General features: G+C 58.5%; 24 protein-coding genes and 2 pseudogenes. 17 read left to right on the top strand and 9 right to left on the bottom strand.

The window, feature by feature from the left end; all coding sequences use genetic code 11:
* Nucleotides 1-259: 259 nt before the first annotated feature.
* Nucleotides 260-1114 carry a D-hexose-6-phosphate mutarotase gene (locus ACZZ0B_RS03780; RefSeq protein ID WP_463544396.1) on the top strand — a complete coding sequence of 285 codons (855 nt, stop codon included), beginning with the start codon at nt 260-262 and terminating at the stop codon, nt 1112-1114.
* A gap of 151 nt (nt 1115-1265) precedes the next feature.
* Here ACZZ0B_RS03780 and ACZZ0B_RS03785 read toward each other — a convergent pair whose 3' ends face one another.
* On the bottom strand, nt 1266-2126 hold the full coding sequence (locus tag ACZZ0B_RS03785) for a MurR/RpiR family transcriptional regulator (RefSeq protein WP_171057240.1): 861 nt from the start codon (nt 2124-2126) through the stop codon (nt 1266-1268).
* A 226-nt stretch (nt 2127-2352) separates the two neighbouring features.
* Here ACZZ0B_RS03785 and zwf point away from each other — a divergent pair, with 226 nt between their 5' ends.
* The 4 genes from zwf (at nt 2353) to ACZZ0B_RS03805 (ending at nt 6279) form a co-directional block, all read left to right on the top strand.
* Nucleotides 2353-3819: a glucose-6-phosphate dehydrogenase gene (gene zwf / locus ACZZ0B_RS03790; protein WP_077574250.1), complete on the top strand. Its 1467-nt coding sequence runs from the start codon at nt 2353-2355 to the stop codon at nt 3817-3819.
* Nucleotides 3806-4519 carry a 6-phosphogluconolactonase gene (gene pgl / locus ACZZ0B_RS03795; protein ID WP_463544397.1) on the top strand — a complete coding sequence of 238 codons (714 nt, stop codon included), beginning with the start codon at nt 3806-3808 and terminating at the stop codon, nt 4517-4519. The genes zwf and pgl overlap by 14 nt, the downstream gene beginning before the upstream one ends.
* Before the next feature lie 17 nt (nt 4520-4536).
* On the top strand, nt 4537-5202 hold the full coding sequence (locus tag ACZZ0B_RS03800) for a bifunctional 4-hydroxy-2-oxoglutarate aldolase/2-dehydro-3-deoxy-phosphogluconate aldolase (protein WP_008082815.1): 666 nt from the start codon (nt 4537-4539) through the stop codon (nt 5200-5202).
* 351 nt (nt 5203-5553) lie between these two features.
* Nucleotides 5554-6279: an intradiol ring-cleavage dioxygenase gene (locus tag ACZZ0B_RS03805; protein ID WP_008082816.1), complete on the top strand. Its 726-nt coding sequence runs from the start codon at nt 5554-5556 to the stop codon at nt 6277-6279.
* Between the two features lie 4 nt (nt 6280-6283).
* Here ACZZ0B_RS03805 and ACZZ0B_RS03810 read toward each other — a convergent pair whose 3' ends face one another.
* On the bottom strand, nt 6284-7465 hold the full coding sequence (locus ACZZ0B_RS03810) for an aminotransferase class V-fold PLP-dependent enzyme (RefSeq protein WP_463544398.1): 1182 nt from the start codon (nt 7463-7465) through the stop codon (nt 6284-6286).
* Nucleotides 7466-7493: 28 nt separating this feature from the next.
* The gene (locus ACZZ0B_RS03815) at nt 7494-7730 is read right to left on the bottom strand and encodes a DUF3820 family protein (protein ID WP_003227425.1); all 237 of its coding nucleotides are present in this window, start codon (nt 7728-7730) and stop codon (nt 7494-7496) included.
* 205 nt (nt 7731-7935) lie between these two features.
* Here ACZZ0B_RS03815 and ACZZ0B_RS03820 point away from each other — a divergent pair, with 205 nt between their 5' ends.
* A complete protein-coding gene (locus tag ACZZ0B_RS03820; RefSeq protein WP_008082820.1) occupies nt 7936-8403 on the top strand; it encodes a ferritin-like domain-containing protein in 468 nt (155 codons plus the stop codon).
* 139 nt (nt 8404-8542) lie between these two features.
* Here ACZZ0B_RS03820 and ACZZ0B_RS03825 read toward each other — a convergent pair whose 3' ends face one another.
* Together ACZZ0B_RS03825 and ACZZ0B_RS03830 are read right to left on the bottom strand one after the other, a co-directional pair.
* A complete protein-coding gene (locus ACZZ0B_RS03825; protein WP_003227420.1) occupies nt 8543-9013 on the bottom strand; it encodes a MaoC family dehydratase in 471 nt (156 codons plus the stop codon).
* A 43-nt stretch (nt 9014-9056) separates the two neighbouring features.
* Nucleotides 9057-10001 carry an alpha/beta hydrolase gene (locus ACZZ0B_RS03830; RefSeq protein ID WP_008082822.1) on the bottom strand — a complete coding sequence of 315 codons (945 nt, stop codon included), beginning with the start codon at nt 9999-10001 and terminating at the stop codon, nt 9057-9059.
* A gap of 199 nt (nt 10002-10200) precedes the next feature.
* Between ACZZ0B_RS03830 and fadD2 the strand changes: the two genes are divergently transcribed.
* Entirely contained in the window at nt 10201-11889 is a 1689-nt protein-coding gene (fadD2, locus tag ACZZ0B_RS03835; protein ID WP_008082825.1) for a long-chain-fatty-acid--CoA ligase FadD2, read from the top strand.
* 347 nt (nt 11890-12236) lie between these two features.
* Nucleotides 12237-13934, top strand: a complete 1698-nt coding sequence (gene fadD1 / locus ACZZ0B_RS03840; protein WP_008082828.1) for a long-chain-fatty-acid--CoA ligase FadD1 — start codon at nt 12237-12239, stop codon at nt 13932-13934.
* 121 nt (nt 13935-14055) lie between these two features.
* On the opposite strand, the gene ACZZ0B_RS03845 is transcribed toward fadD1, so the two are convergent.
* Entirely contained in the window at nt 14056-14433 is a 378-nt protein-coding gene (locus ACZZ0B_RS03845) for a hypothetical protein (protein WP_463544399.1), read from the bottom strand.
* A gap of 199 nt (nt 14434-14632) precedes the next feature.
* On the opposite strand from ACZZ0B_RS03845, the gene ACZZ0B_RS03850 reads away from it, so the two are divergent.
* The 3 genes from ACZZ0B_RS03850 (at nt 14633) to def (ending at nt 16480) form a co-directional block, all read left to right on the top strand.
* A complete protein-coding gene (locus tag ACZZ0B_RS03850) occupies nt 14633-14824 on the top strand; it encodes a CsbD family protein (protein WP_053122994.1) in 192 nt (63 codons plus the stop codon).
* Between the two features lie 163 nt (nt 14825-14987).
* Nucleotides 14988-15938, top strand: a complete 951-nt coding sequence (locus ACZZ0B_RS03855; RefSeq protein WP_008082338.1) for a YihY/virulence factor BrkB family protein — start codon at nt 14988-14990, stop codon at nt 15936-15938.
* A gap of 2 nt (nt 15939-15940) precedes the next feature.
* Nucleotides 15941-16480 (top strand): peptide deformylase, encoded by a 540-nt coding sequence (gene def, locus ACZZ0B_RS03860; RefSeq protein ID WP_463544400.1) that lies wholly within the window; start codon nt 15941-15943, stop codon nt 16478-16480.
* Between the two features lie 96 nt (nt 16481-16576).
* Here the strand turns inward: def and ACZZ0B_RS03865 are convergent, their stop codons facing one another.
* Nucleotides 16577-16999: a GNAT family N-acetyltransferase gene (locus ACZZ0B_RS03865; RefSeq protein ID WP_463544401.1), complete on the bottom strand. Its 423-nt coding sequence runs from the start codon at nt 16997-16999 to the stop codon at nt 16577-16579.
* Nucleotides 17000-17323: 324 nt separating this feature from the next.
* Between ACZZ0B_RS03865 and ACZZ0B_RS03870 the strand changes: the two genes are divergently transcribed.
* The 6 genes and pseudogenes from ACZZ0B_RS03870 to ACZZ0B_RS03895 all read left to right on the top strand — a co-directional run.
* A complete protein-coding gene (locus ACZZ0B_RS03870) occupies nt 17324-18265 on the top strand; it encodes a fatty acid desaturase (protein WP_463544402.1) in 942 nt (313 codons plus the stop codon).
* Between the two features lie 140 nt (nt 18266-18405).
* The gene (locus ACZZ0B_RS03875) at nt 18406-19197 is read left to right on the top strand and encodes a phosphate/phosphite/phosphonate ABC transporter substrate-binding protein (RefSeq protein ID WP_463544403.1); all 792 of its coding nucleotides are present in this window, start codon (nt 18406-18408) and stop codon (nt 19195-19197) included.
* Nucleotides 19198-19384: 187 nt separating this feature from the next.
* Nucleotides 19385-19912 (top strand): sigma-70 family RNA polymerase sigma factor, encoded by a 528-nt coding sequence (locus ACZZ0B_RS03880; RefSeq protein ID WP_008082330.1) that lies wholly within the window; start codon nt 19385-19387, stop codon nt 19910-19912.
* Nucleotides 19909-20922, top strand: a complete 1014-nt coding sequence (locus ACZZ0B_RS03885; protein ID WP_463544404.1) for an ABC transporter substrate-binding protein — start codon at nt 19909-19911, stop codon at nt 20920-20922. Before ACZZ0B_RS03880 ends, ACZZ0B_RS03885 begins: the two co-directional genes overlap by 4 nt.
* A gap of 521 nt (nt 20923-21443) precedes the next feature.
* A pseudogene (locus ACZZ0B_RS03890) lies at nt 21444-22220 on the top strand (PAS domain-containing protein); the annotation flags it as partial.
* Nucleotides 22221-22334: 114 nt separating this feature from the next.
* Nucleotides 22335-22763: pseudogene (locus ACZZ0B_RS03895) on the top strand (methyl-accepting chemotaxis protein); the annotation flags it as partial.
* A 90-nt stretch (nt 22764-22853) separates the two neighbouring features.
* Here the strand turns inward: ACZZ0B_RS03895 and ACZZ0B_RS03900 are convergent.
* Both ACZZ0B_RS03900 and ACZZ0B_RS03905 read right to left on the bottom strand, forming a co-directional pair.
* A complete protein-coding gene (locus tag ACZZ0B_RS03900; protein WP_463544405.1) occupies nt 22854-23243 on the bottom strand; it encodes a hypothetical protein in 390 nt (129 codons plus the stop codon).
* Nucleotides 23244-23424: 181 nt separating this feature from the next.
* On the bottom strand, nt 23425-23976 hold the full coding sequence (locus tag ACZZ0B_RS03905; protein ID WP_008082322.1) for a hypothetical protein: 552 nt from the start codon (nt 23974-23976) through the stop codon (nt 23425-23427).
* Nucleotides 23977-24010 lie beyond the last annotated feature (34 nt).

Genomic DNA, 24010 nt, shown 5'->3' on the forward strand with positions numbered 1-24010 from the left:
TGTCCGCTTTTTTTGTGACACAGGTCTGATGTGTTACTTGATGATTTTTGTGGCTGGAGAGTTTTTTGTGGCGAGGGGATTTATCCCCGATGGGCTGCGAAGCGGCCCCAAACACTGCAATCGCGATATCACTGACAGACTGCATCTGCTGGTTTCATGACTGCTGCGCAGCCAATCGGGGATAAATCCCCTCGCCACAAAGTGCTGTGCAAGGCTTTTGGATTGATAAGTACCCCCATGATTTTCAGGACCGTGGCCCATGCATGAGCATCCGCTACAACGCTTTTTCAAATCCCTGCGTGAACAACCGGTGTTCGCCTGGGAGCGCTATCAGATGCGCGACGTGTTGGTGATCGATCACCCGCTGTGTCAGGCGGTGTTCAGTCGTCAGGGCGCGCAGTTGCTGCACTTTCAACCGCGCGGGCAAAAGCCATGGTTGTGGTGCGCGGCGAAGTGGCCGCATGTCGGTGCGATCCGTGGCGGTGTGCCGGTTTGTTGGCCGTGGTATGGCCGTCATCCGAGCGAAAACGCATGGCCGTCCCATGGCTGGGCGCGTTTGCTTGACTGGAAATTGCTCGACAGCAGCAGCGCCGAAGATGGCGTGCGCCTGCACTGGCAATTACAGCTGTGCGACTGGCAGGTTGATCTGCACGCGCATCTGGGCGAACGCATGGATCTGCGCCTGAGCACCGAGCATCAGGACGACATGCCGTGCCAGTTGAGCCAGGCTTTGCACGCTTACTGGCGTATTGGCGATGTCGGTGAGATAGCGCTGTCTGGGCTCGAAGGGGCGCAGGGTTATGACCAGTTGAATCGCCAGTCTTGCCAGCAGGAAGGCGAGTTGCGGGTAGATGGCGGTTGTCAGCGGGTGTTCCAGCATGACGGTGAATTGCAGCTCAAGGATCACGCCTGGCAGCGCGAATTGTGCATCGATACCGGCGACAGTGCCGACACCGTGGTCTGGCATCCGGGCGCACGACCGTTGCTGGGCGTGAGCTGGGATGAGGTGTTGGAGTTTGTCTGTGTGGAAGCGGCGGCGGGCGGGACGGACAGTCTGCATCTGGCGCCGGGGGAGAAGGCGCATTTGAGCTTGCAGGCGTGGGCCGCGGCTTGATGATCGTTCCCACGCTCTGCGTGGGAATGCCTCAAGGGACGCTCCGCGTCCAGTGACGCGGAGCGTCACGGGCTGCATTCCCACGCAGAGCGTGGGAACGATCAACCCCTGTCGGAGCTGCCGAAGGCTGCGATCTTTTACGCGAAGCGTCCTAATTAAATTCATCCCCAACCGGATACCGGCTCGCATTCAAGCTCTCTTTGATCTTGCGCAAATGCGGCTGGAAATCCACCCCGCGACGCAACGTCATCCCCGTCGCCAAGACATCCAACACGGTCAACTGAATGATCCGCGAAGTCATCGGCATATAGATGTCGGTGTCTTCCGGCAGCGGAATGTTCAGGCTCAAGGTGCTCGCCTTGGCAAGCGGCGAGTTCTCCGCCGTCAAACCCAACACCGAAGCGCCGTTCTCGCGAGCAATGCGCGCCACTTCCACCAGCTCGCGGGTGCGCCCGGTGTAGGAAATGATCACGAACAACTCACCGGTGTGCGCCACCGAAGCAATCATCCGCTGCATCAACACATCAGCATGCGCGGTGACGGCGAGGTTGAAACGGAAGAACTTGTGCTGCGCATCCAGCGCCACCGGTGCCGAAGCGCCGAGGCCAAAAAAGTGGATCTGCCGGGCCTGAATCAACAGGTCGACCGCGCGGCTGATCAGATTCGGATCCAGCGCCTGGCAAGCGCTGTCCAGCGAGGCGATGGCGCTGCCGAAAATCTTTTGCGTGTACGCCTCGGGATTGTCATCGGCCTCGACCGCGCGACTGACATACGCCGCGCCGCTGGCCAGGCTCTGCGCCAGTTGCAGCTTGAGTTCGGGGTAGCCGCTGACGCCGAACGAACGGCAGAAACGGTTGACCGTCGGTTCGCTCACCGAGGCCGCCTGGGCGAGGGCGGCAATGCTGAAGCGGGTGGCCTGCTGCGGGTTGAGCAGGATCACCTCGGCGACTTTGCGTTCGGCCTTGTTCAGGTCTTCAAGGCGACTCTGGATCTGTTCCAGTAAATTTCGCACGCGGTCCATATGGAATTCCTAATTCACCTGCGCAAATGTGCGCCGGGCTATGCAAATTGGGCCTTTGATATGGCCCGTCACGGTGGCCTATCCTACTGATGGCTCCGACCGACCACCACTCGGAATCTGTATTTTGCGAAAATGTTGTGGTTATTACTACATTTTCCCTTGAGTGATGCCTTGAAAAAAGGTATTTGTAGCTTAACTTGATAAAAGAACAAACATCATGCCTTCGATTACGGTTGAACCGTGCACCTTTGCCTTGTTCGGCGCGCTTGGCGATCTGGCCCTGCGCAAGCTGTTTCCCGCCCTTTACCACCTCGATGGCGCCGACCTGCTGCACGAGGACACGCGCATCATCGCGTTGGCCCGTGAAGAAGGTTCCCAACAGCAGCACATGGCGTTCATCGCCGCCGAACTGCGCCGCTATGTAGGCAAAGAGTTGGACGAGGCCGTTGCCGAGCGTTTCCTGGCACGCCTGACCTACCTGCACGTCGACTTCCTCAAATCCGAAGATTACGTGGCGCTGGCTGAACTGGCCGGTAGCACGCAACGCATGATTGCCTACTTCGCCACACCGGCAGCGGTGTACGGCGCGATTTGCGAGAACCTGGCGAAAGTCGGTCTGGCAGAGAACACCCGCGTCGTGCTGGAAAAACCGATCGGCTCCGACCTTGAATCCTCGCGCAAGGTTAACGACGCCGTGGCGCAGTTCTTCCCGGAGAACCGCACCTACCGCATCGACCACTATCTGGGCAAAGAAACCGTTCAGAACCTGATCGCCCTGCGTTTCGCCAACAGCCTGTTCGAAACCCAGTGGAACCAGAATTACATCTCCCACGTGGAAATCACCGTGGCCGAGAAAGTGGGCATCGAAGGCCGTTGGGGCTACTTCGACAAGGCCGGCCAACTGCGCGACATGATCCAGAATCACCTGTTGCAGCTGCTCTGCCTGATTGCCATGGACCCACCGGCCGACCTGTCCGCCGACAGCATTCGCGATGAAAAGGTAAAAGTGCTCAAAGCGCTGGCGCCGATCAGTCCGGAAGGCCTGACCACGCAAGTAGTGCGCGGCCAGTACATTGCCGGCCACAGCGAAGGCAAATCCGTACCGGGTTACCTCGAAGAACCGAATTCCAACACCCAGAGCGACACCGAAACCTTCGTCGCCCTGCGTGCCGACATCCGCAATTGGCGCTGGGCCGGCGTGCCGTTCTATTTGCGTACCGGCAAGCGCATGCCGCAGAAACTGTCGCAGATCGTCATCCACTTCAAGGAACCGTCGCACTACATCTTCGCCCCTGAGCAACGCTTGCAGATCAGCAACAAACTGATCATTCGCCTGCAACCGGACGAAGGTATTTCCTTGCGCGTGATGACCAAAGAGCAGGGCCTGGACAAAGGCATGCAACTGCGCAGCGGCCCGCTGCAACTGAATTTCTCCGACACCTGGCGTAGCGCGCGGATCCCCGATGCCTACGAGCGGTTGTTGCTGGAAGTGATGAACGGCAATCAGAACCTGTTTGTCCGTAAAGATGAAATCGAAGCCGCGTGGAAATGGTGTGACCAGTTGATCGCCGGTTGGAAAAAATCCGGTGACGCGCCCAAGCCGTACGCCGCCGGGTCGTGGGGGCCGATGAGCTCCATTGCATTGATCACGCGGGACGGGAGGTCGTGGTATGGCGATATCTAATGTGCAACTGCCTGCGGGCGTAAACGCTCACGAATTCAAGAGCCCGGTGCTGTTGGCCGAAGGTCTGGCGCTGAATGTCGCCAAGCAATTGAGCGAGGCCATTGCGGCACGCGGCAACGCGGTGCTAGTGGTGTCGGGCGGTCGCAGCCCGGTGGCGTTTTTCCAGCACCTGGCCAAACAGGAACTGGACTGGTCGAAGGTCGTCGTAACCCTCGCCGACGAGCGTTGGGTGCCGGTTGAACACGCCGACAGCAATGCCGGTTTGCTCAAGCAATACCTGCTCAAAGGCCCGGCGGCGAAAGCGCAGTTCCTCAGCCTTTATAGCGCTGCGGCGAACGTCGAGCAGGCTGCTGAACAGGCTGATCGCTTGCTCGCCGAGTTGCCGCCGATTGATGTGCTGGTGCTGGGCATGGGCGATGACGGCCACACGGCGTCGCTGTTCCCCAACAGCCCGAACCTGGCCGAAGCACTGCAAGCCGATGGCACCCGTCGTTGCTGGCCGATGCTGGCGCCGAGCGTGCCGCGTCAGCGTCTGACCATGAGCCGTGCACTGCTGGCGTCGGCGAAGCACAAGATTCTGTCGATTTCCGGTCAGTCGAAGCTGACCACCCTGAATGCCGCGCTGGCATCCGACGACGTCGGCGCCATGCCGGTGCGCGCGTTTCTGCAACCTACGTTAGAGATTTACTGGTGCCCATGAGCCAAGGAACAGCCGCTATGACAACCCCATCCCCGACCGTTTCCATGGCGGACAAAGTTGCCCTGATCGACAGCCTCTGCGCCAAGGCGCGGATCCTGCCGGTGATCACCATCGCTCGCGAACAGGACGTGCTGCCATTGGCCGACGCATTGGCCGCCGGTGGTCTGACCGCGCTGGAAGTGACCCTGCGTTCGCAGTTCGGCCTCAAGGCCATCCAGATCCTGCGCGACCAGCGTCCGGAACTGATGACTGGTGCCGGCACCGTGCTCGATCGCAACATGCTCGCGGCGGCAGAAGCGGCCGGTTCGCAATTCATCGTCACCCCAGGCATTACACGAGACCTGCTGGAAGCCAGCGTCGACAGCCCGATCCCGCTGTTGCCGGGCATCAGCAACGCCTCCGGCATCATGGAAGGCTACGGTCTGGGTTATCGCCGCTTCAAGCTGTTCCCGGCTGAAGTCAGCGGTGGCGTCGCGGCAATCAAGGCCCTCGGCGGCCCGTTCGGCGAAGTGAAATTCTGCCCGACTGGCGGCGTCGGCCCAGCCAATATCAAGAGCTACATGGCGCTGAAAAACGTCATGTGCGTGGGCGGTAGCTGGATGCTTGATCCAGAGTGGATCAAGAACGGCGACTGGGCGCGCATTCAGGAATGCACCGCCGAAGCGTTAGCGCTGCTGGACTGATTGATACCAAACACTTCGTTGTGTGTTCTACGGCTTTACGGTGCGCTCGGTCGGCGCACCGTTTTTTTTGCCCGCAGAAAAGCCAACATCAAAAGATCGCAGCCTGCGGCAGCTCCTACATGGCAACGAGGCTGCGATCTAAATGGCTACGTCACAAGATCGCAGCCTTCGTCGATACGGAATGCGATGTAGGAGCTGTCGAGTGCAACGAGGCTGCGATCTTTTGATCTTGCTTTCAAATGGCGACGCCAAAAGATCGCAGTCCGGAGTTACGACGCGATACATAGTTACCGCACACAGGCGTTTGCATGGCGCTAATCTGCGTTCATCTTATGGAAGAGAGAACGTGTCATGGATCGAGACTCTGCAACAGCCTCACTGAACCCCGTTTATCAACTGGCCCCCGAGCAGATCGCCGGGCCGTATTTCCGTAACCCGCAACTGTTGCGTCGCAACATCAGCGAAGGCGCTGACGGCTTGCCGCTGCTGCTGCGCCTGACCATCGTCGATGCAATGACCGGTGAGCCCGTCAGTGGGGCGCTGGTCGACATTTGGCATTGCAACGCGCGGGGTGCGTATTCGGGCTGGAGCCGGATCAACCCGGACCTGGAAGTCGACTCCGACGACATCGGCTCGATCCCGCGCACCGACGATGACACGTATCTGCGCGGCAGCCAGTTTTGCGATCACAAGGGCAGGGTGCGTTTCACCACGATCTATCCGGGCTTCTACGCCGGTCGTGCGCTGCACATTCATGTCGCGGTGCGCATCGTCAGTGGCAACGAGTTTCTCGAAGAGCGTAACGTGGCCTGGGTCGGGCAGCTGTATTTTCCTGAAGTCGTCTCGCGCTCGGTGCTCAACGCCAAGGCCTATCGTGGCCGTGCAACGACGGCGCTGAACAATGCGCAGGACAGCATTTATGCCGACATGGGCGGCGAGGCCTCGACCTTGACGGTCTGGCCGATCGGCCGCGATTCCCACGAGGACGGTTTTTTCGGCCACCTCACGATCGGCATCGACACGTTTGCCGCGTCCTCGCAGATCAAACCCGAGGACTTCGACAAATATACCGTCTAGCCAATCAGCGCAGTTCGTTCAGCGCGCGGGTCAGCAGTTGCATGTCACCAGCGGTGGTCGTCAGCCCAGGGGTGATGCGGATGCACGGCCCGCACGCAGCACCGTTGCGCACCACGGTAAACAGATTGAAATCATTGAGCAGGCGCTCGGCCATGGCCTGCTGATCGTCATGGCGGCTGAAACGCAGCGCGGTGATCCCGCAATACAAGCGTGGATCGTCCGGCGTCATCACTTCGATGCCCGGCAAGTGCCGCACGGCGCTGACCCACAGGTTGCGCAGGTAGTTGACTCGCGCGCCTTTGGCCGCAGAGCCGCCCATTGAGCGATGTTCCTCAAACACCAGCGGCAGGGTCATCAGCGCCGGAATGTTCGGTGTGCTGTAAGAGGTGCGGGCGCGGATGTCATTGATCGGGTAATGCATCTCGCCCATGTCGGGGTCGATGTCGGTCAGGCGTTGCGGCGCGATATAGAGGAAACCGAGGGTCAGTGGTGCGCCGATCCACTTGTGCAGGTTGTAGCCGGCGAAGGCGATACCCAATGCCTCGAAATCGAACTCGATCTGCCCCAGGGCGTGGGCGCCATCGAGGATGACGTCGACCCCGTACTCCTTGGCCAGCGCGGCGATGGCTTGCACTGGCATCACCAGCCCGGTGCGGTGAGTAACGTGGGTCAGGGCCATCAGCTTGAGTTTCGGATGGCCGATAAATACCTCGCGGTACGCCTCCAGCAAACTGTCGAAACTCGCCGGATGGGTGTGGGCAATCTCGATCACCTCGACGCCGCGATGCTTGGCCAGCCAGCGCATGGCGCCCTTGACCGTGTCGTACTCCAGGTCGCAGATCAGCACCTCATCACCCGGCTGCAGGCGGTTGTAGTTGCGGATCAGCGACTGCAAACCTTCGGTGGCATTGCGCGTGAACGCTACGCTTTGCGCGCGCACACCAATCAGCTCGGCCAGTTGTGCGCGGATATCGAGGTTGTCGTGCTGCTCAAAACGCTGGCGCACGTACACCGAGTTGCTGGTGTTGATCAGCTCGATGTTGCGCTGATACTCCTCGATCACCGTGCGCGACATGCGCCCGAAGTAACCGTTCTCCAGGTTCACGGGACCGGGTTGCACATCGTATCGGTCGGCAAACGTCTGCCAGAAGGCTTCGTCACGGGCGCGGCGGGTGTTGTCAGGCATGGCGGCTGGCTCTATAGAGGAGGGCGCTTCAGTGGCGCGGGGCAGGTTTGCCATGTTTGGCGCGTAGCGGTTCGAGCAAGTCAGACAAGCCGTTGTGGTCGATCTCCTGCATCAAAGCGAGCAGGCCACCGAGTTCGCCATGGGGAAAACCTTCGCGGGCAAACCAGTTCAGATAAGGCCCCGGCAGGTCGGCAATGATCCGGCCCTTGTATTTGCCGAAGGGCATTTCGCGGGTGATCAGCAGTTCGAGTTTTTCGGGATTCATCAATGAGATCGTCTGGCTTCAAATCAGCTTGGAAAATACAGGCATTCTGCATGCAGGCCAAATGACAGATCATGCAAATAACCGCAATACAGATAGTTCAATTGTATTTAACTTGCTGATTTATAAGGGTTTGTTGGTTTTTAAAAAGCTGGCACGCACACTGCAATATCCCTTGCATCTTCCACCGATCGCAAGGAATTGAAAAATGACCGACGTTAATAAAGAAGCCATCTCTGTACTCAATGACCTGATTGAAACCAGCAAGGACGGTCAGGAAGGGTTCAAGACTTGCGCCGAAGACATCAAGCACCCAGAACTGAAAACCTTGTTCGTGACTCGCTCTGCCGATTGCGCCACCGCTGCAGCTGAACTGCAGGCCGAGGTTCGCAAGCTGGGCGGTGATCCGGAAACTTCTACCAGCGTCAGCGGTGACCTGCACCGTCGCTGGGTCGACGTCAAAGCCATGTTCACCGGCAAAGACGAAGAGGCTGTACTGAACGAAGCCGAGCGCGGTGAAGACCACGCCCTGAAGGCTTATCGTGAAGCCATCGAGAAAATCAACAAGCACAACCTGGTGGGCATTCGTGACCTGGTTGAACGCCAATACCACGGCGTACAGCGCAACCACGACCAGGTGAAAGCCCTGCGTAACCAGGCTCGCGCACGCTCGTAAGCGTACGCCAGTAACAAAAAACGCCAGCTAGTCTGGCGTTTTTTTATGGGTGTTTTGAAAGCACAAGATCGCAGCATGCGGCAGCTCCTACAGGGACGCATTCCCCTGTAGGAGCTGCCGAAGGCTGCGATCTTTTCAATCAGCCAATGCTGATCGCTGGCAAAGTAGGCAACGTCACCGTCTGCTGCTTGCGCGGCGCCAGAATCTCCGCCTCACCGTCCACCACCAACTCATCACGCTGGTTAAACACGCGAGTAGCAATACGCACACGAAACTTCGGCAGCTTCTCGAGAATTTCCAGTCGCACGGTCAGCGTGTCGCCGATTTTCACCGGCTTCTGAAAGCTCATCTGCTGACCGATATAAATAGTGCCCGGCCCAGGCAGCTCGCACGCCACCGCGGCACTGATCAGCGCGCCGCTGAACATGCCGTGCGCGATTCGCTCCTTGAACATGCTGGCCGCTGCAAACTCGGCATCCAGGTGCACCGGGTTGTGGTCGCCCGACATCGCGGCGAACAGCTGAATGTCACGCTCTTCGACGGTCTTGCTGTAGCTGGCGGTCTGGCCGACTTCAAGGGCTTCGTAAGGGATGTTGGTAACCTGGGTCATCGGTCTTGATTCCTCTGATGGATCAAATCAATCCACAAAAAATTTATTCGCTGCGGTGAGGGCGCGGATGGCTCAGGACCTGATCAATCCAGGCCAGCACATCGGCGATCACTTCGTCGCGGTTGGTTTCGTTGAACAATTCGTGCCGCGCCTGCGGGTAGATCTGCAGTTGCAGGTTCTGGCTGCCGGCTGTGCGCAATGCGTTGGCCAGATCTGTCAGACGCTTGCCGTCACTCACCGGATCACATTCGCCGCCGATCACCAGCAATGGCAGGCCGGGGTCGATCTGGGCGAGATTGGACGCTTTGCTGATTTGCTGCAAGCCGCCGAGCAAGTCGATCCACAGCTGATTGGTGCAACGGAAGCCGCACAGCGGGTCGGCGGCGTATCGATCGACTTCGGCCGGGTCGCGGCTCAGCCAGTCGAACCGTGTGCGCACCGGCTTGAACTTGTTGTTGAACGAGCCGAACGACAACCACTCGATCAGCGCACTGCGACCCTTGCCGCCCTGCCGCAGTTTTTCCAGGCGGGCGATCTGCCGCGCCGCGCCATACAGCGCCACCGGCTGGAAATTCGAACCGCTGAGAATCGCCCCATGCAGGCTGGCGCTGTGGTGCAGCAGATAACCCTGGGCGAGATAGCTGCCCATGCTGTGGCCGAGCAGGATGATCGGCACGCCGGGATGCTGTTGGCCGATGTGCTGATTGAGGCTGGCAAGGTCACCGAGGACTTTGCACCAGCCGTCTTCATCGGCGAAATGCCCGAGCGTCCCATGATCGGCAGTTTTGCCATGTCCACGCAGATCCGCGGCGTACACCCCATATCCTTTGTCGCAAAACGTGTCGGCCAAACGCGCGTACCGAGCGCTGTGTTCCGCCATGCCATGGGCCAGCAGAACCACCGCCTTGAGCGGCGCGCGAGGCAGCCAGCGATTGACGTACAGGCGGCTGCGGTCACTCGCGTCCAGCCATAGGGTGTCGTGGGTCATGGCGATTCCTTTGCTCTGAGTCGGCACATTGTATAGCGCGTCTGATCAGCCCACGCCACGGCACGAAGATTCACACGATCAATGACGGCTTTGCCCGTATTTGCCTCAATGGCCATAACTGCTAGTGTCCGTGAAGCTCCGCTTTTTCAGAAATGACAGAAAGCGGCCCGGATCGGCTCAGGTAAAGAGGACAAGAACAATGCAACCTGATTTCTGGAACGACAAGCGCCCGGCCGGCGTACCGCTGGACATCGACATGGGCGAGTTCAAGTCGGTGATCGAGGTGTTTGAACGTTCCTGCAAGAAGTTCGCGGATCGCCCGGCGTTCAGCAACATGGGCGTGACCCTGACCTACGCTGAACTCGAACGCCAGAGCGCCGCCTTCGCCGGTTACCTGCAAGCGCACACCGATCTGGTGCCGGGCGATCGCATTGCGGTGCAGATGCCCAACGTCCTGCATTACCCGATTGCGGTGTTCGGTGCGTTACGCGCCGGGCTGATTGTGGTCAATACCAACCCGTTGTACACCGCGCGGGAGATGCGTCACCAGTTCAAGGATTCCGGCGCGCGCGCATTGGTTTACCTGAACATGTTCGGCCAGAAAGTCCAGGAAGTGCTGCCTGACACCGACATTCAGTACCTGATCGAAGCGAAGATGGGCGACCTGATGTCCACCGCCAAGGGTTGGCTGGTCAACACCGTGGTCAGCAAAGTGAAAAAAATGGTCCCGGAGTATTCGCTGCCGCAAGCGATCTCCTTCAAGAGCGCGCTGCGCATGGGCCGTGGCCTGGGCATCAAGCCGCTGAAGGTCAGTCTCGACGACACCGCCGTGCTGCAATACACCGGCGGCACCACCGGGCTGGCGAAAGGCGCGATGCTCACCCACGGCAATCTGGTGGCTAACATGCAACAAGTGCGTGCGTGTCTGGCGCAGCTCGGGCCGGACGGTCAGCCACTGCTGCGCGAAGGCCAGGAGGTGATGATCGCGCCGCTGCCGCTGTACCACATCTATGCCTTCACCGCGAATTGCATGTGCATGATGGTCTCCGGTAACCACAACGTACTGATCAGCAATCCGCGCGACATTGCCGGCTTCATCAAAGAGCTGAAGAACTGGCGTTTCTCGGCGCTGCTCGGTTTGAACACGCTGTTCGTCGCACTGATGGAGCACCCGGATTTCAAGACCCTGGACTTCTCCAGCCTGAAACTCACCAACTCCGGCGGCACTGCGCTAGTGAAAGCCACCGCCGAGCGTTGGGAGCAGATGACCGGTTGCCGCATCACCGAAGGTTACGGTCTGACCGAAACCTCGCCCGTGGCCTGCACCAATCCGTATGGCGACCAGTCGCGCCTCGGCACGGTCGGCCTGCCCGTACCGGGCACTTTGCTCAAAGTCATCAACGATGACGGCGTCGAGCAGCCGATGGGCGAGCGCGGCGAGCTGTGCATCAAGGGCCCGCAGATCATGAAAGGCTACTGGCTCAAACCGGAAGCCACCGCCGAAGTGCTGGATGCCGAGGGCTGGTTCAAGTCTGGCGACATTGCGGTGATCGATCCGGACGGATTTGTACGGATTGTCGATCGCAAGAAGGACATGATCATCGTCTCCGGTTTCAACGTGTACCCCAACGAGATCGAAGACGTGGTGATGGCCCATCCGAAAGTCGCCAATTGCGCGGTGATCGGCGTGCCGGACGAGCGCTCGGGCGAGGCGGTGAAGCTGTTTGTGGTGGCGCGGGAGACCGGCGTCAGCCTTGAAGAGTTGAAGGCTTACTGCAAAGAGAATTTCACCGCATACAAGGTGCCGAAACACATCGTGCTGCGTGAGTCGTTGCCGATGACGCCAGTGGGTAAGATCCTGCGCCGTGAGTTGCGCGATATCGCTTAACGCTTGAAAACAAAAAGATCGCAGCCTTCGGCAGCTCCTACAGGAAACACATCCCATGTAGGAGCTGCCGAAGGCTGCGATCTTTTGCTTCTAAGCCCCCAAAATCCGGGGCTTTCAAAGTGTTCTAGGATCTTTGCTCTAAAATGACCGCTAACAAGTCTTGAGTCACAAACATGACTGTATGGGCCGCTTTTGGCTCTAGTCGACCCTCGGCAAAGCTGCTACTCTCGGCGCGCTTTGTGACTTCTCGGCCTATCTAAAAGCCAGATTCACCAATACAAAACAAACACCAATAATAATCGCATCAAATGCGGTGAAGAATTCGCGTTGCTGAGGAGTGGGCTTCCATGATCGAAGACTTTTGGAAGGATAAGTACCCCGCTGGAATTGCTGCCGACATCAATCCAGACGAGTACCCGAATATTCAGGCAGTGTTGAAGCAGTCCTGCCAACGCTTCGCCAACAAACCGGCTTTCAGCAACCTGGGCAAGACAATCACCTACGGTGAACTGTACGAATTGTCCGGTGCGTTTGCCGCGTATCTGCAACAGCATACCGACTTGCAGCCCGGTGATCGAATCGCCGTGCAATTGCCCAACGTTCTGCAATACCCGGTAGCCGTCTTCGGTGCCATCCGCGCCGGGCTGATCGTGGTCAACACCAACCCGCTGTACACCGCGCGGGAAATGGAACACCAATTCAACGACTCCGGTGCCAAAGCCCTCGTTTGCCTGGCCAACATGGCGCATCTGGCCGAAGCCGTGGTGCCGAAAACCGGCGTCAAACACGTCATCGTCACCGAAGTCGCCGACCTGCTGCCGCCGATCAAGCGCCTGCTGATCAACAGCGTCATCAAGTACGTGAAGAAAATGGTCCCGGCCTATCACTTGCCCAAGGCCGTCAAGTTCAATGACGTGCTGAGCAAAGGCCAGGGCCAGCCTGTGGCCGAAGCCAACCCGGACAGCGGCGACGTTGCGGTGCTGCAATATACCGGTGGCACCACCGGCGTTGCCAAGGGTGCGATGCTGACCCACCGCAACCTCGTCGCCAACATGCTGCAGTGCAAGGCGCTGATGGGGTCGAACCTCAATGAAGGTTGCGAGATCCTGATCACGCCGCTGCCGCTGTATCACATCTATGCGTTCACCTTTCATTGCATGGCGATGATGCTGATCGGCAACCACAACATCCTGATCAGCAACCCGCGCGACCTGCCGGCGATGGTCAAGGAACTGTCGAAGTGGAAGTTCAGCGGTTTCGTCGGCCTCAACACATTGTTCGTGGCGCTGTGCAACAACGAAGGTTTCCGCAAGCTGGACTTCTCGGCGCTCAAAGTCACCTTGTCCGGCGGTATGGCCCTGCAACTGGCCGCTGCCGAGCGCTGGAAAGCGGTGACCGGCTGCTCGATCTGTGAAGGTTACGGCATGACCGAAACCAGCCCGGTGGCCACGGTCAACCCGATCCAGAACATCCAGATCGGCACCATCGGCATTCCAGTGCCGTCGACCCTGTGCAAAGTCATCGACGACGCCGGTGTCGAGCAGCCGCTGGGTGAAATTGGCGAGCTGTGCATCAAGGGCCCGCAAGTGATGAAGGGCTACTGGCAGCGTCAGGAAGCCACCGATGAAATGCTCGACAGCGAAGGCTGGTTGAAAACCGGTGACATCGCGCTGATCCAGCCGGATGGCTACATGCGCATTGTCGATCGCAAGAAAGACATGATTCTGGTCTCCGGTTTCAACGTTTATCCGAACGAACTGGAAGACGTGCTGGCGACTCTGCCGGGCGTGTTGCAGTGTGCGGCGATCGGCGTGCCGGACGAGAAATCGGGCGAGGCGATCAAGATTTTCATCGTTGCCAAACCGGGTGTCACCCTGACGAAAGAGCAGGTGATGGATCACATGCGTGCCAACGTCACGGGCTACAAGGTGCCGCGTTCGGTGGAATTCCGCGATGCGCTGCCGACCACCAACGTCGGCAAGATCCTGCGCCGCGAGTTGCGTGATGAAGAGCTGAAGAAGATCAAGGCCAAGTCCGCCGCCTAAACCAAAAAGCCCCGCATCAGCGGGGCTTTTTGTTGCAGATCAAAAGATCGCAGCCTGCGGCAGCTCCTACATTTTGGAATGCGTTCCCTGTAGTAGCTGCCGCAGGCTGCGATCTGTTGATTTACTGACGGAACGGCGCGAAATTCACGTTGGTCCCCGCCGGACGCATGTCCTGCAGATACGAATCCTTGTCCGCACTCAATTCCAGGCTCAACGCCGCTTTGCGCTTGCCTTCATTGCGGATCACCAGCCCTTCGAGCTTTTCACGCAAAAACACCGTTGGCACTCTCAGGTGCAGCAGTTCGTCGGTGGCCGGCGTGTGCATCAGCAGGTGAATCCACTCGTACTGACCAATCGCCAGACGCGACACCGGCAGGTCGAACCACCAGATGTTGCGGTTGCGGTTCAGTTCGGCGAAGTGGCAATTGTTGGTGCCGAGCACAGCGCCACCCAGTTCCTTGTTTCTACGGGCGATGGCGAGCGTTTTATCGAGTTTCATAACATTCCTGCGGGATCGGTTCATTGGCGCACGGCGCCCATATGTTGCGCATTCTCGTGGCAATGCACCCAAACATAAAGCCCAACCTGCTCGTCGCGACGAAATGATCCGGCGAAAAATAAATGAAACTTGGCGCAAACCCGGCCAGTCAATCATTACGTACTGACTTTTCCCCCTAATTGCACCAAGGAGAAACACCATGAGTAGCACAGGCGATAAAGTAAAAGGCATGGCCAACGAAGCAGTCGGCAATGTCAAGCAAGGCGTCGGTAAAGCCACCGACAACACCAAGCTGCAGGCTGAAGGCAAAGTCCAAGAGAAAAAAGGCGAAGCCCAGCAAGCGGTCGGCAAAGCCAAGGACGCGGTCAAGAAAGGCGTCGACAAGGCGTAATCCAGCCTTGAACGAAACACACGAACGGCCATCCAAGGATGGCCGTTTTTGTGTCGAAATCCTGCTGACACCCGGCAAGGTTCGCCAAACAGGCTACCTTGATGTAAAAAACGGCCCCTGAGTCGCCACGACTTCAAACCTATAGCGGCGAAAGGAGACGCGAATGATATTTCCGGACATGAAAGGTCTGCCCCTGCACCGGGTGATGGTGCGCACGGTCACTGAATTCGTCGATGACGAAATGTCGACCTACGCCTCGGCACTGGCCTACCAGATGCTGTTCTCGCTGTTCCCGTTCATCCTGTTTCTGATCGCCCTGATCGGTTTCCTGCACCTGCCGGACTTTTTCTCCTGGCTGCGCCTGCAATCGGAACTGGTCTTGCCGCCGCAGGCACTGGAGCAAGTCAACCCGGTAATCGACCAGCTGCAGCAATCCAAGGGCGGTCTGCTCTCGGTCGGTATCGTTATCGCTCTGTACACCGCCTCCGCTGGCGTGCGCCTGATGATGAGCGCGATGAACGCCGCGTATGACGTGGTCGAAGGGCGGCCGATCTGGAAGCGTTTCCCGCTGTCGATTTTCTACACCGTCGGTATTGCCGGCATGTTGCTGGTAGCCGCCGCGTTGATGGTGCTCGGGCCGCAAGTGATGGGCTGGATTGCCGCGCAGGTTGGTCTGGAAGAAGTCATCGTGACCATTTGGACCATCGCGCGCTGGCCGGTGATCGTGATTCTGATGATGGTTGCCGTGGCACTGATCTACTACGTGATGCCTGACGTCAAACAGGAATTCCGCTTCATCACGCCGGGCTCGGTATTGGCCGTGGTGGTGTGGATCATCGCCTCGTTGGGTTTCGCGTTCTACGTGAAAACCTTCGCCAACTACAACGCGATGTATGGCAGCATCGGGGCGATCATCGTGCTCTTGCTGTACTTCTACATTTCCGCCGCGGTGCTGCTGCTCGGTGCGGAGATGAACGCGGTGATCGAGCACATGTCCAGCGAGGGCAAGGATGCGGGCGAAAAAGTCCCCGGCGAACTCGATGAACAACCCAAACAACACGTCTCGGGCCTGGGCCGCGATCATTCGCTCAAGCCGGACACTGACGAAGTCTGATCATGATCCGTGAAATTCTCAAAATGGGCGACGAGCGCCTGCTGCGCATCGCCCCGCCGGTGCCGCCGGAAATGTTCAACAGCGCCGAGTTGTGGCAACTGATCGACGACATGTTCCAGACCATGGAAAGCGTCGGTGGCGTTGGCCTGGCCGCGCCGCAGATCGGCGTTGATCTGCAACTGGTGATCTTCGGTTTCGAGCACAGCGAACGTTACCCCGACGCCGAAGCGGTGCCGCAGACGATTCTGATCAACCCGCTGATCACGCCGTTGAATCCGTTGATGGAGGAAGGGTTTGAAGGGTGTTTGTCGGTGCCGGGGTTGCGCGGTGCGGTGGACCGTTATCAGCAGATTCGCTACGAAGGGTTTGATCCGAAGGGCGAGCCGATTGTGCGCGTGGCTTCGGGGTTTCATGCGCGGGTGGTGCAGCATGAGTGCGATCACCTGATCGGCCGGTTGTACCCGTCGCGCATCACCGACTTCAGCAAATTCGGTTTCACCGAAGTGATGTTCCCCGACCTCGACCCCACAGCCGACGACTGATTTCTTGTAGGAGCAAGGCTTGCCCGCGAAGAGGCCTGCACATTCAACCAACATCATGGTTGACTGACACATCGCCTTCGCGGGCAAGCCTTGCTCCTACAGGAATGTGTGCCGTTCCAGGCCCATCGCAATCATCGGCTTGCTCCGCGCATAGCGGCTCAATCGCTCTGCCATCGCTTGCGGCAGGGCGGGGTCATAACTGAACCCGCGCCGCTCATAAAAACCACGCAAGTCCGGATGGCAGAACAGCCACACCGGCTCCGTCACATCCTGCACCGCCGCCGCAATCAATTGTGCAGCAAGCCCTTGCTCTCGGCACTGCGGATCAACCAACAACCCCGTCAACCAATGCCCACCCGCCACCGGCCGCAAGCACAACGCCGCCACAATCTCGCCCCGTCGCGCCACCCACAATTGCGCCTCGCGCACCGCTTTCATCGAAGACTGGTGGCTGCGGTAAAACTTGTTCATCAACGGCCAGAGCGACGCGTCGAGCAGGCTGTACTGGGTATCGGGCATGGGGTCTGACTGTCGGTGGGCAAAGCGGCGATTATAAAAGAACGCGCGCCTGTGGATAGGTGTATACCTGAGCTCACATCCCCTGTGAGTGGAGTACGCATCATGTCCAAAGGTATGGATTCAAAAAAAGCCGCGAAGAAGAAACCGGCCAAGACCGCGATTGAAAAACGTGCGGAGAAGAAGGCCAAGAAAGTCGACATCTTCGGTCACTGATCACGCCTTTCGGAAGCCCGGTTCTCGGGCTTCCCTGTTGATTGAAAATAATCTGCAAGATTCTCGGTGGTCGTTGCACAGAAAGGGAAGGAACCCGCAGCGAGCAACGCCATGCCCCATTATTTCGACGCCGCCCACCGGCAACACATCGAAACCCTGCGCCAACGCTTCACTGCCCGCACCGAATGGCCGACCTGGTTACTGCTGATCGCGGTGTATGGCGGCTGGTTTGCCATCCTTCTCAATAGCCATAGGCTCGGTCTCGGCCTAAGTACGTTGTTGCTGATTCCGCTGCTGGTGTTGTGGCTGTCGGTGCAGCACGAATTGCTCCATGGCCATCCGACCCGCTCCAAAGCGCTGAACAAAATCCTCGGTTATGCACCGTTTGCGGTGTGGTATCCGTACACGCTCTATCGCGACAGCCATCTGCTGCATCACCGCGACGAGGACCTGACCGTGCCCGGCGTCGATCCGGAAAGCCGCTACCTGAGCGCAGCACGCTGGCAGGGCCGTCCACTGTTCGCGCGCAGCCTGCACTGGCTGAACAAAACCGTACTCGGTCGCTTCGTGATCGGTGCGCCGCTGGCACTGATCGCACTGGCCACAGAAGAACTGCAACGGCTGAAAAACGCCGAGCGCCAGGCGTGGTTGATGTGGCTGACTCACGGCACGCTGACCTTATTGATGCTCGGATTTATCGCCCGTTTCAGTGCGCTGCCCGTGTGGCATTACGTGCTGCTGATCAGCGTGCCGGCACTGTCGATCGCGATGATTCGCTCCTACTATGAACATCGTCCACACGCGCAACCGCAGCAGCGCAGCGTGCTCAACGAGGCCGCGTGGCCGTGGCGCTGGCTGTTTCTCAACCTCAACTTTCATCTGGTGCACCACGACTTGCCGGGGTTGGCGTGGTACGACTTGCCCAAGGTCTACTGGCGACATCGCGAGCAGTGGCTGGCGCGCAGCGGCGTGTTTCTGGTGCAAGGATACGGGCAGTTGTGGCGCGAGCATGGCATCAGACCAATCGACAGCCCCGAGCATCCCTATCACTGAGCCAAAACCACCACCGTCCCCTGTAGGAGTGAGCCTGCTCGCGATAGCGGTCTGTTTGTGACATCTACTGTGCATGACCCACCGCTATCGCGAGCAGGCTCACTCCTACATTTGGACATTCGTTGTCAGGGAATATGTGAATGACCCAATACCACGCCGAACTCTTGATGTACACCGCCCCCGAGCCCATCCGCGTGGCCAACGAACGCTGGCTCGCGCGCATCCTTGAGCACCTCGGCCACACACGCCTGAACGCTGAAACCCTGTCATTGCCCGAACTCTGGTTATCCCCCAATTTGCTGCTCACACAAACCTGCGGTTATCCGTTGATGACAGCGTTAAAAGGCCAGGTTCGAGTGATCGGCCGCCCGCGCTACGAACTCCCCGATGCCAGCGCCGGCAATCATTGCAGCCTGATCCTCAGCCGCGTCGATGATCCACGCGAAACCTTGCCAGCCTTTCGCGACAGCCGCGGCGTGATCAACAGCGACGACTCCAACAGCGGCATGAACCTGTTGCGTCAATGCCTCGCCCCGCTGCACAGGGATGGGCGGTTTTTCTCCTCGGTCGGCATCAGTGGCGGACATCGCGAGAGCCTGCGTTGGCTGCGTGAGAAACGTGCTGATCTGGCCGCTGTCGACAGCGTCACCTATGCCTATCTCGCGCAATACGCGCCTGAGGAAGTCAGCGGATTACGTGTTGTTGGACGCAGTGCGTTCAGTCCGACCTTGCCTTTTATCACCAGCGCCAGTGCTACGGATGAACAGATAGAGCGGCTGCGGCAGGTGATGAATCAGTCGTTGCACGAACTTCCGGATGTTGTGCAAACGTTGGGATTGCCAGAGGTGTTGGCGGCGGGTGAGGGTGATTATCAGGTGGTGCTCGACTATCAGCGTGAGGCTGAGGAGTTGGGGTATGGCCACTTGCGTTGAAAGATCGCAGCCTTCGGCAGCTCCTACAGGAGCATGTAGGAGCTGGCGAAGGCTGCGATCTTTTGATCTTATATTCATAAAATGCATATAAAAATGATATTTAAATATTATTAATGCATAAGGCGCTTTGCTACGATCGCGCCACCGGAACACCGGACATTCAGCGACCCCTAACCCAGGAGCCCCTATGTCCGGCGCCGACCTTTCTCATCGCCAGCACCTCGACGGCTTGTTCCGCGCCCATCACCACTGGCTTTGCGCCTACCTGCGTGGTCATCTGCGCGACGCCGCCAGTATTGAAGACATCGCTGCCGAAACCTTCGCGCAACTGCTCGAAGCCCCTGCGCTGCAAGCGATTCGCGAACCGCGCGCACTGCTGACGACCATTGCCCGGCGCTTGCTCTTCCAGCGCTGGCGCCATGCTGATCTGGAGCGGCGGCATTTGCCCTCGATCGAGACGCAAACCAGCGCATCCCCGGAAGACATCGCGCACTTCAGTCAGGCACTGTCTCGCCTCGATCGCAGCCTGCAGCGGCTGCCCGGCAAAGTCCGCTCGACCTTTTTGCTCGCGCGCATCGACGGCCTGACTTACCCGCAAATCGCCGCTGAACTGGGCATCTCGCAACGTTCGGTCAGCGTCTACATGAGCCGTTCCCAGGCCCTGTGCAATCGCCACAGCGCCCGTCAATTCCTACAAGAAAAGAGGTCTGCATGAGATTGATCAAAACCCTGCTCGGCCGTTCATTGCTGGCGCTGAGCCTGAGCGTCGGCGCCGTCTCGGCGGCTGAGAAAGCCGCGCCGATTCACTTCGGCGATATCACCTGGGAGAGCGGCAGTTTCATCACCGAAGTGCTGCGTCTGATCGTTGAAAAAGGCTACGGCTACCCGACCGACACATTGCCTGGCAGCACCGTCAGCCTGGAGGCAGCGCTGGCCAAAAACGATATTCAGGTGATCGGCGAAGAATGGGCCGGGCGCAGTCCGGCGTGGGTCAAAGCCGCTGCCGAGGGCAAGGTGTTTGGCCTTGGTGACACGGTCAAAGGCGCGACCGAAGGCTGGTGGGTGCCGGAGTATGTGATCAAGGGCGACCCTGAGCGGGGGATCAAGGCTGTGGCACCGGAGCTGAAATCGGTGACGGATCTACCGCGCTACAAAGAGCTGTTCCGCGATCCGGAAGACCCGAGCCGCGGACGTTTCCTCAACAGCCCGACCGGCTGGACCTCAGAGATCGTCAACAGCCAGAAGCTCAAGGCGTATGCGCTCAACGACAGCTTCGTCAACTTCCGCACCGGTTCCGGCGCGGCGCTGGACGCTGAGGTGGCATCGTCGATCAGGCGCGGCAAACCGGTGCTGTTCTACTACTGGTCGCCGACGCCGCTGCTCGGGCGTTTCAAACTGGTGAAACTGGAAGAGCCGCCATTCGATGCCGAGGCCTGGAAAACCCTGGCCGATGCCAATAACCCCAACCCCAAGGGCACCCGCTCGATGCCGGCAAGCCTGGCAATTGGCGTGTCGGCGCCGTTCAAGGCGCAGTATCCGGAGCTGGTGACGTTTTTCGAGAAGGTCGATCTGCCGATTGATCTGTTGAACCAGACACTGGCGCAAATGAGTGAAAAACGCTCACAGCCACGGGCAGTGGCCGAAGCGTTTCTGCGCAGTCAACCCCAAGTCTGGAAGCTCTGGGTCCCGGCAGAAGTAGCCACCCAAGTCAGCACCAACCTCTAACCGCGCCCCCTGTAGGAGCTGCCGCAGGCTGCGATCTTTTGACTTTGATTTTTTTCAAGATCAAAAGATCGCAGCCTGCGGCAGCTCCTACAGGGGGAATGCATTTCTCGCTGAACCGTTTTTTGTGCAAAAAGTGCCAGAGTCTGGCCGACTAGTGGCCTTGCGCACGGCCTCGCGCTGGCTATGCTCCCCTGTAACTAACTATGTCGACCGTGCACGGTTAGTGCAGGAATTCATGCTGCCAGAGTGCGCAAGTCAAGGCACCGACACTGAACCAACAAGGAGCATCTTGTACATGGAAGTTCTTCAACGCGTTAGGGCTGGCCCGCGTGCGGGCTATCAAGAGAAGGATGTCTTGATTAGAGCGTCGCTGCATGGACACTCCGATTGATCATCATTTATCACCTGACAACTTCCTCCCGTGGAGGAATGCGTGTGCCTGTTCTGTGGAACGTAGTGGTGGATCGTGAAAGAACTGAACTTTCATCAAATCAAAAGTCCGCGCGGAAGGTGATACAACCATGTTCAACCTACATCACAAGGCTGACCTGCAGGAAATCGAGCGTTTCAGCTGCGCCCTGACCGAGGCCAATGCCAAGTTGGCGGCGATCAGCCGTTCGATGGCAATGATTGAATTCAGCCCTGACGGCATCGTCCTGGATGCCAATGAAAACTTCTGCAAGACCATGGGTTACAGCGCTGAAGAAGTGCGCGGCAAACATCACCGGGTGTTTTGCGAAGAAGCGTTTTACCGCAGTGAGGAATACGCCAAATTGTGGCGCGACCTGGCCCGGGGTGAACCGATCAGCGGCACGTTTCTGCGCCTGAACAAGGGCGGCAAGGAAGTCTGGCTCGAGGCCAGTTACATGCCCGTCTACGGCCCGGATAAACAGGTCAGAAGTGTGATCAAAGTGGCGGCGGACATCACCGCCCGGGTCAACAAGGAACACGAAGAAGAAAGCATGCTCGCGGCGATCAGCCGCTCCATGGCGGTGATCGAGTTCACCCCGGAAGGCAATGTCATCACTGCCAACGACAACTTTCTGAAAACCATGCAGTACTCGCTCAACGAAGTCGTCGGCCATCACCATAGCCTGTTCTGTCATCGGTCTGAGTCCGAGTCGGCGCAGTACAAGGCGTTCTGGGCATCGCTCAATCGCGGCGAATATCACTCCCATCGTTTTGAGCGCAAGAACAAGTCCGGGCAGATGGTGTATCTGGAGGCCTCGTACAACCCGCTGTTCGACGCCAAGGGCCGCTTGTACAAAGTGGTCAAGTTCGCCAGCGACATCACCCATCAGATGACCACCCTGCAAAACGCTGCCGAATCGGCCCACAGCACCTCGGTGCAAAACGACGCCTGTGCGCAGAAAGGCTCGCAAGTCGTGCAGCAGACGGTGCAGATCATCCAGGACATTTCCCGCGACCTCAACGAAGCCGCAGTGAGTATCGATGCGGTCAGCAAGCAGTCGGACATCATCGGCACCATCGTCCAGACCATTCGCGGCATTGCCGATCAGACCAACCTGCTGGCACTTAACGCTGCGATTGAAGCGGCCCGGGCCGGCGAACATGGGCGCGGGTTTGCGGTGGTGGCCGACGAGGTGCGCAGCCTGGCGGCACGAACCAGCCAGGCGACGCTGGAGATTGTCGATGTGGTGCGCAAGAACCATGATTTGTCGTTGAGCGCGGTGTCGAGCATGCAATCGAGTTTGAGCCGCACCGGGCTTGGCGTGGAACTGGCGAATGAGGCGGGGGCGGTGATTCAGGAAATCCAGCAGGGCTCACGGCATGTGGTGGATGCGATCAGTCAGTTCAATGAAACCCTGCAACTAAACTGAACCCGCTGAAAAAAGCGCTTATTCCTGGCCAGAGGACGGCAAGGAATGAGCGCCAGTGGGTATCGAGACCTGGAAGTCGCTATTGGAACTTCAAGCCTTTTTTAGCGGTTCAACAGTAATATCGATGGTGCCTTCAACTTGCCATTCCCTACCAAAATCATCCGGCAGGATTGCTTTGAAATTGCCCTTATAGGTGCCCTCCAGAAGATTTACTTCAAGCATGCCCGTCAGGTTTTTGGACACGGAATATAGTTTGTCGGCATACATGAAGGATGCCGTCAGGTCATCAAGTACGTGAGTGCCGGTACCGACCCCGTCTTTGAATTCGAACGTCAGGGTTTTGCTCTGATTGTCATTGGTTCGAATGACTTTGGTAGGAATAGGCGGCGCATTCGGAATGACGATAAACGACGTGGCCGCGTAGTCTGCCCTTGCCGGGGCGCCCGCCAGGGTAAATTTAGCGTTAAGGGTGTTAGCCATGGATATCTCCTTATATCTGCAGTGATGCGGGAATCTTATTGTTCCCGCCCACGGATCATTGGCTTCACCGCCCTGGACGTCTACTGTCAGAAATTACAGGTAGCGTCGTTATCTGCCGCCATCCAGAAGAGCGGCCATAAAAAAAGAGCCCGTATTCAGGGCTCTTTTTTAGCAGACGACGTCAAAGCGTAGCGAGTAGTTTATCCGCCATCTTGTCGCTGTCCTTGACGTCGTTGACGTTCTCTTTCTCCGATTGTGCCAGTTGCATTTTGTCCTGCAAACGCTGGGCAATCTCTTTGCTGATCGCCAGTTGTTTCTCCGGCGGCATGTTGGCGATGTCTTCCTCGGTAATGCCCAGGTCCTTGAGGATGCTGTCGCGCAGGCGCTGTTCCGGCGTCTTGCTCATGTAGTCCTTGAACTCGTCGGTGGCGCTTTTGCCGGCGACGGAAGTGGCATCGGTGGACTGCAGGTTGACGCGGGTCTTGGCGAACGCCTCGTCGACGTTATCGCTGATGCGCGTGGCTTCGCTGACTTGTTGGGTGGCAATCTGCGTGGCTGAAGCCTGTACCTTGCTGGTGGCTTCGGTGCTTTGCGTCTGTACCTGGTTTTGCAGGGTTTGCAGCATCGCGCCATGCAGGCCGCCTTGCAGACCGGCCGCCGCCGTAGCGGTGGCGTCTTCGGCTAACCGCTTGGGCAGCGGCAGCACTTCCATTTGTTTGGCACTGACCAACATGATGAATTGACCTGTAGGTAATGACTGACGGCCA

The organism is Pseudomonas sp. AC247 (genome assembly GCF_979258015.1).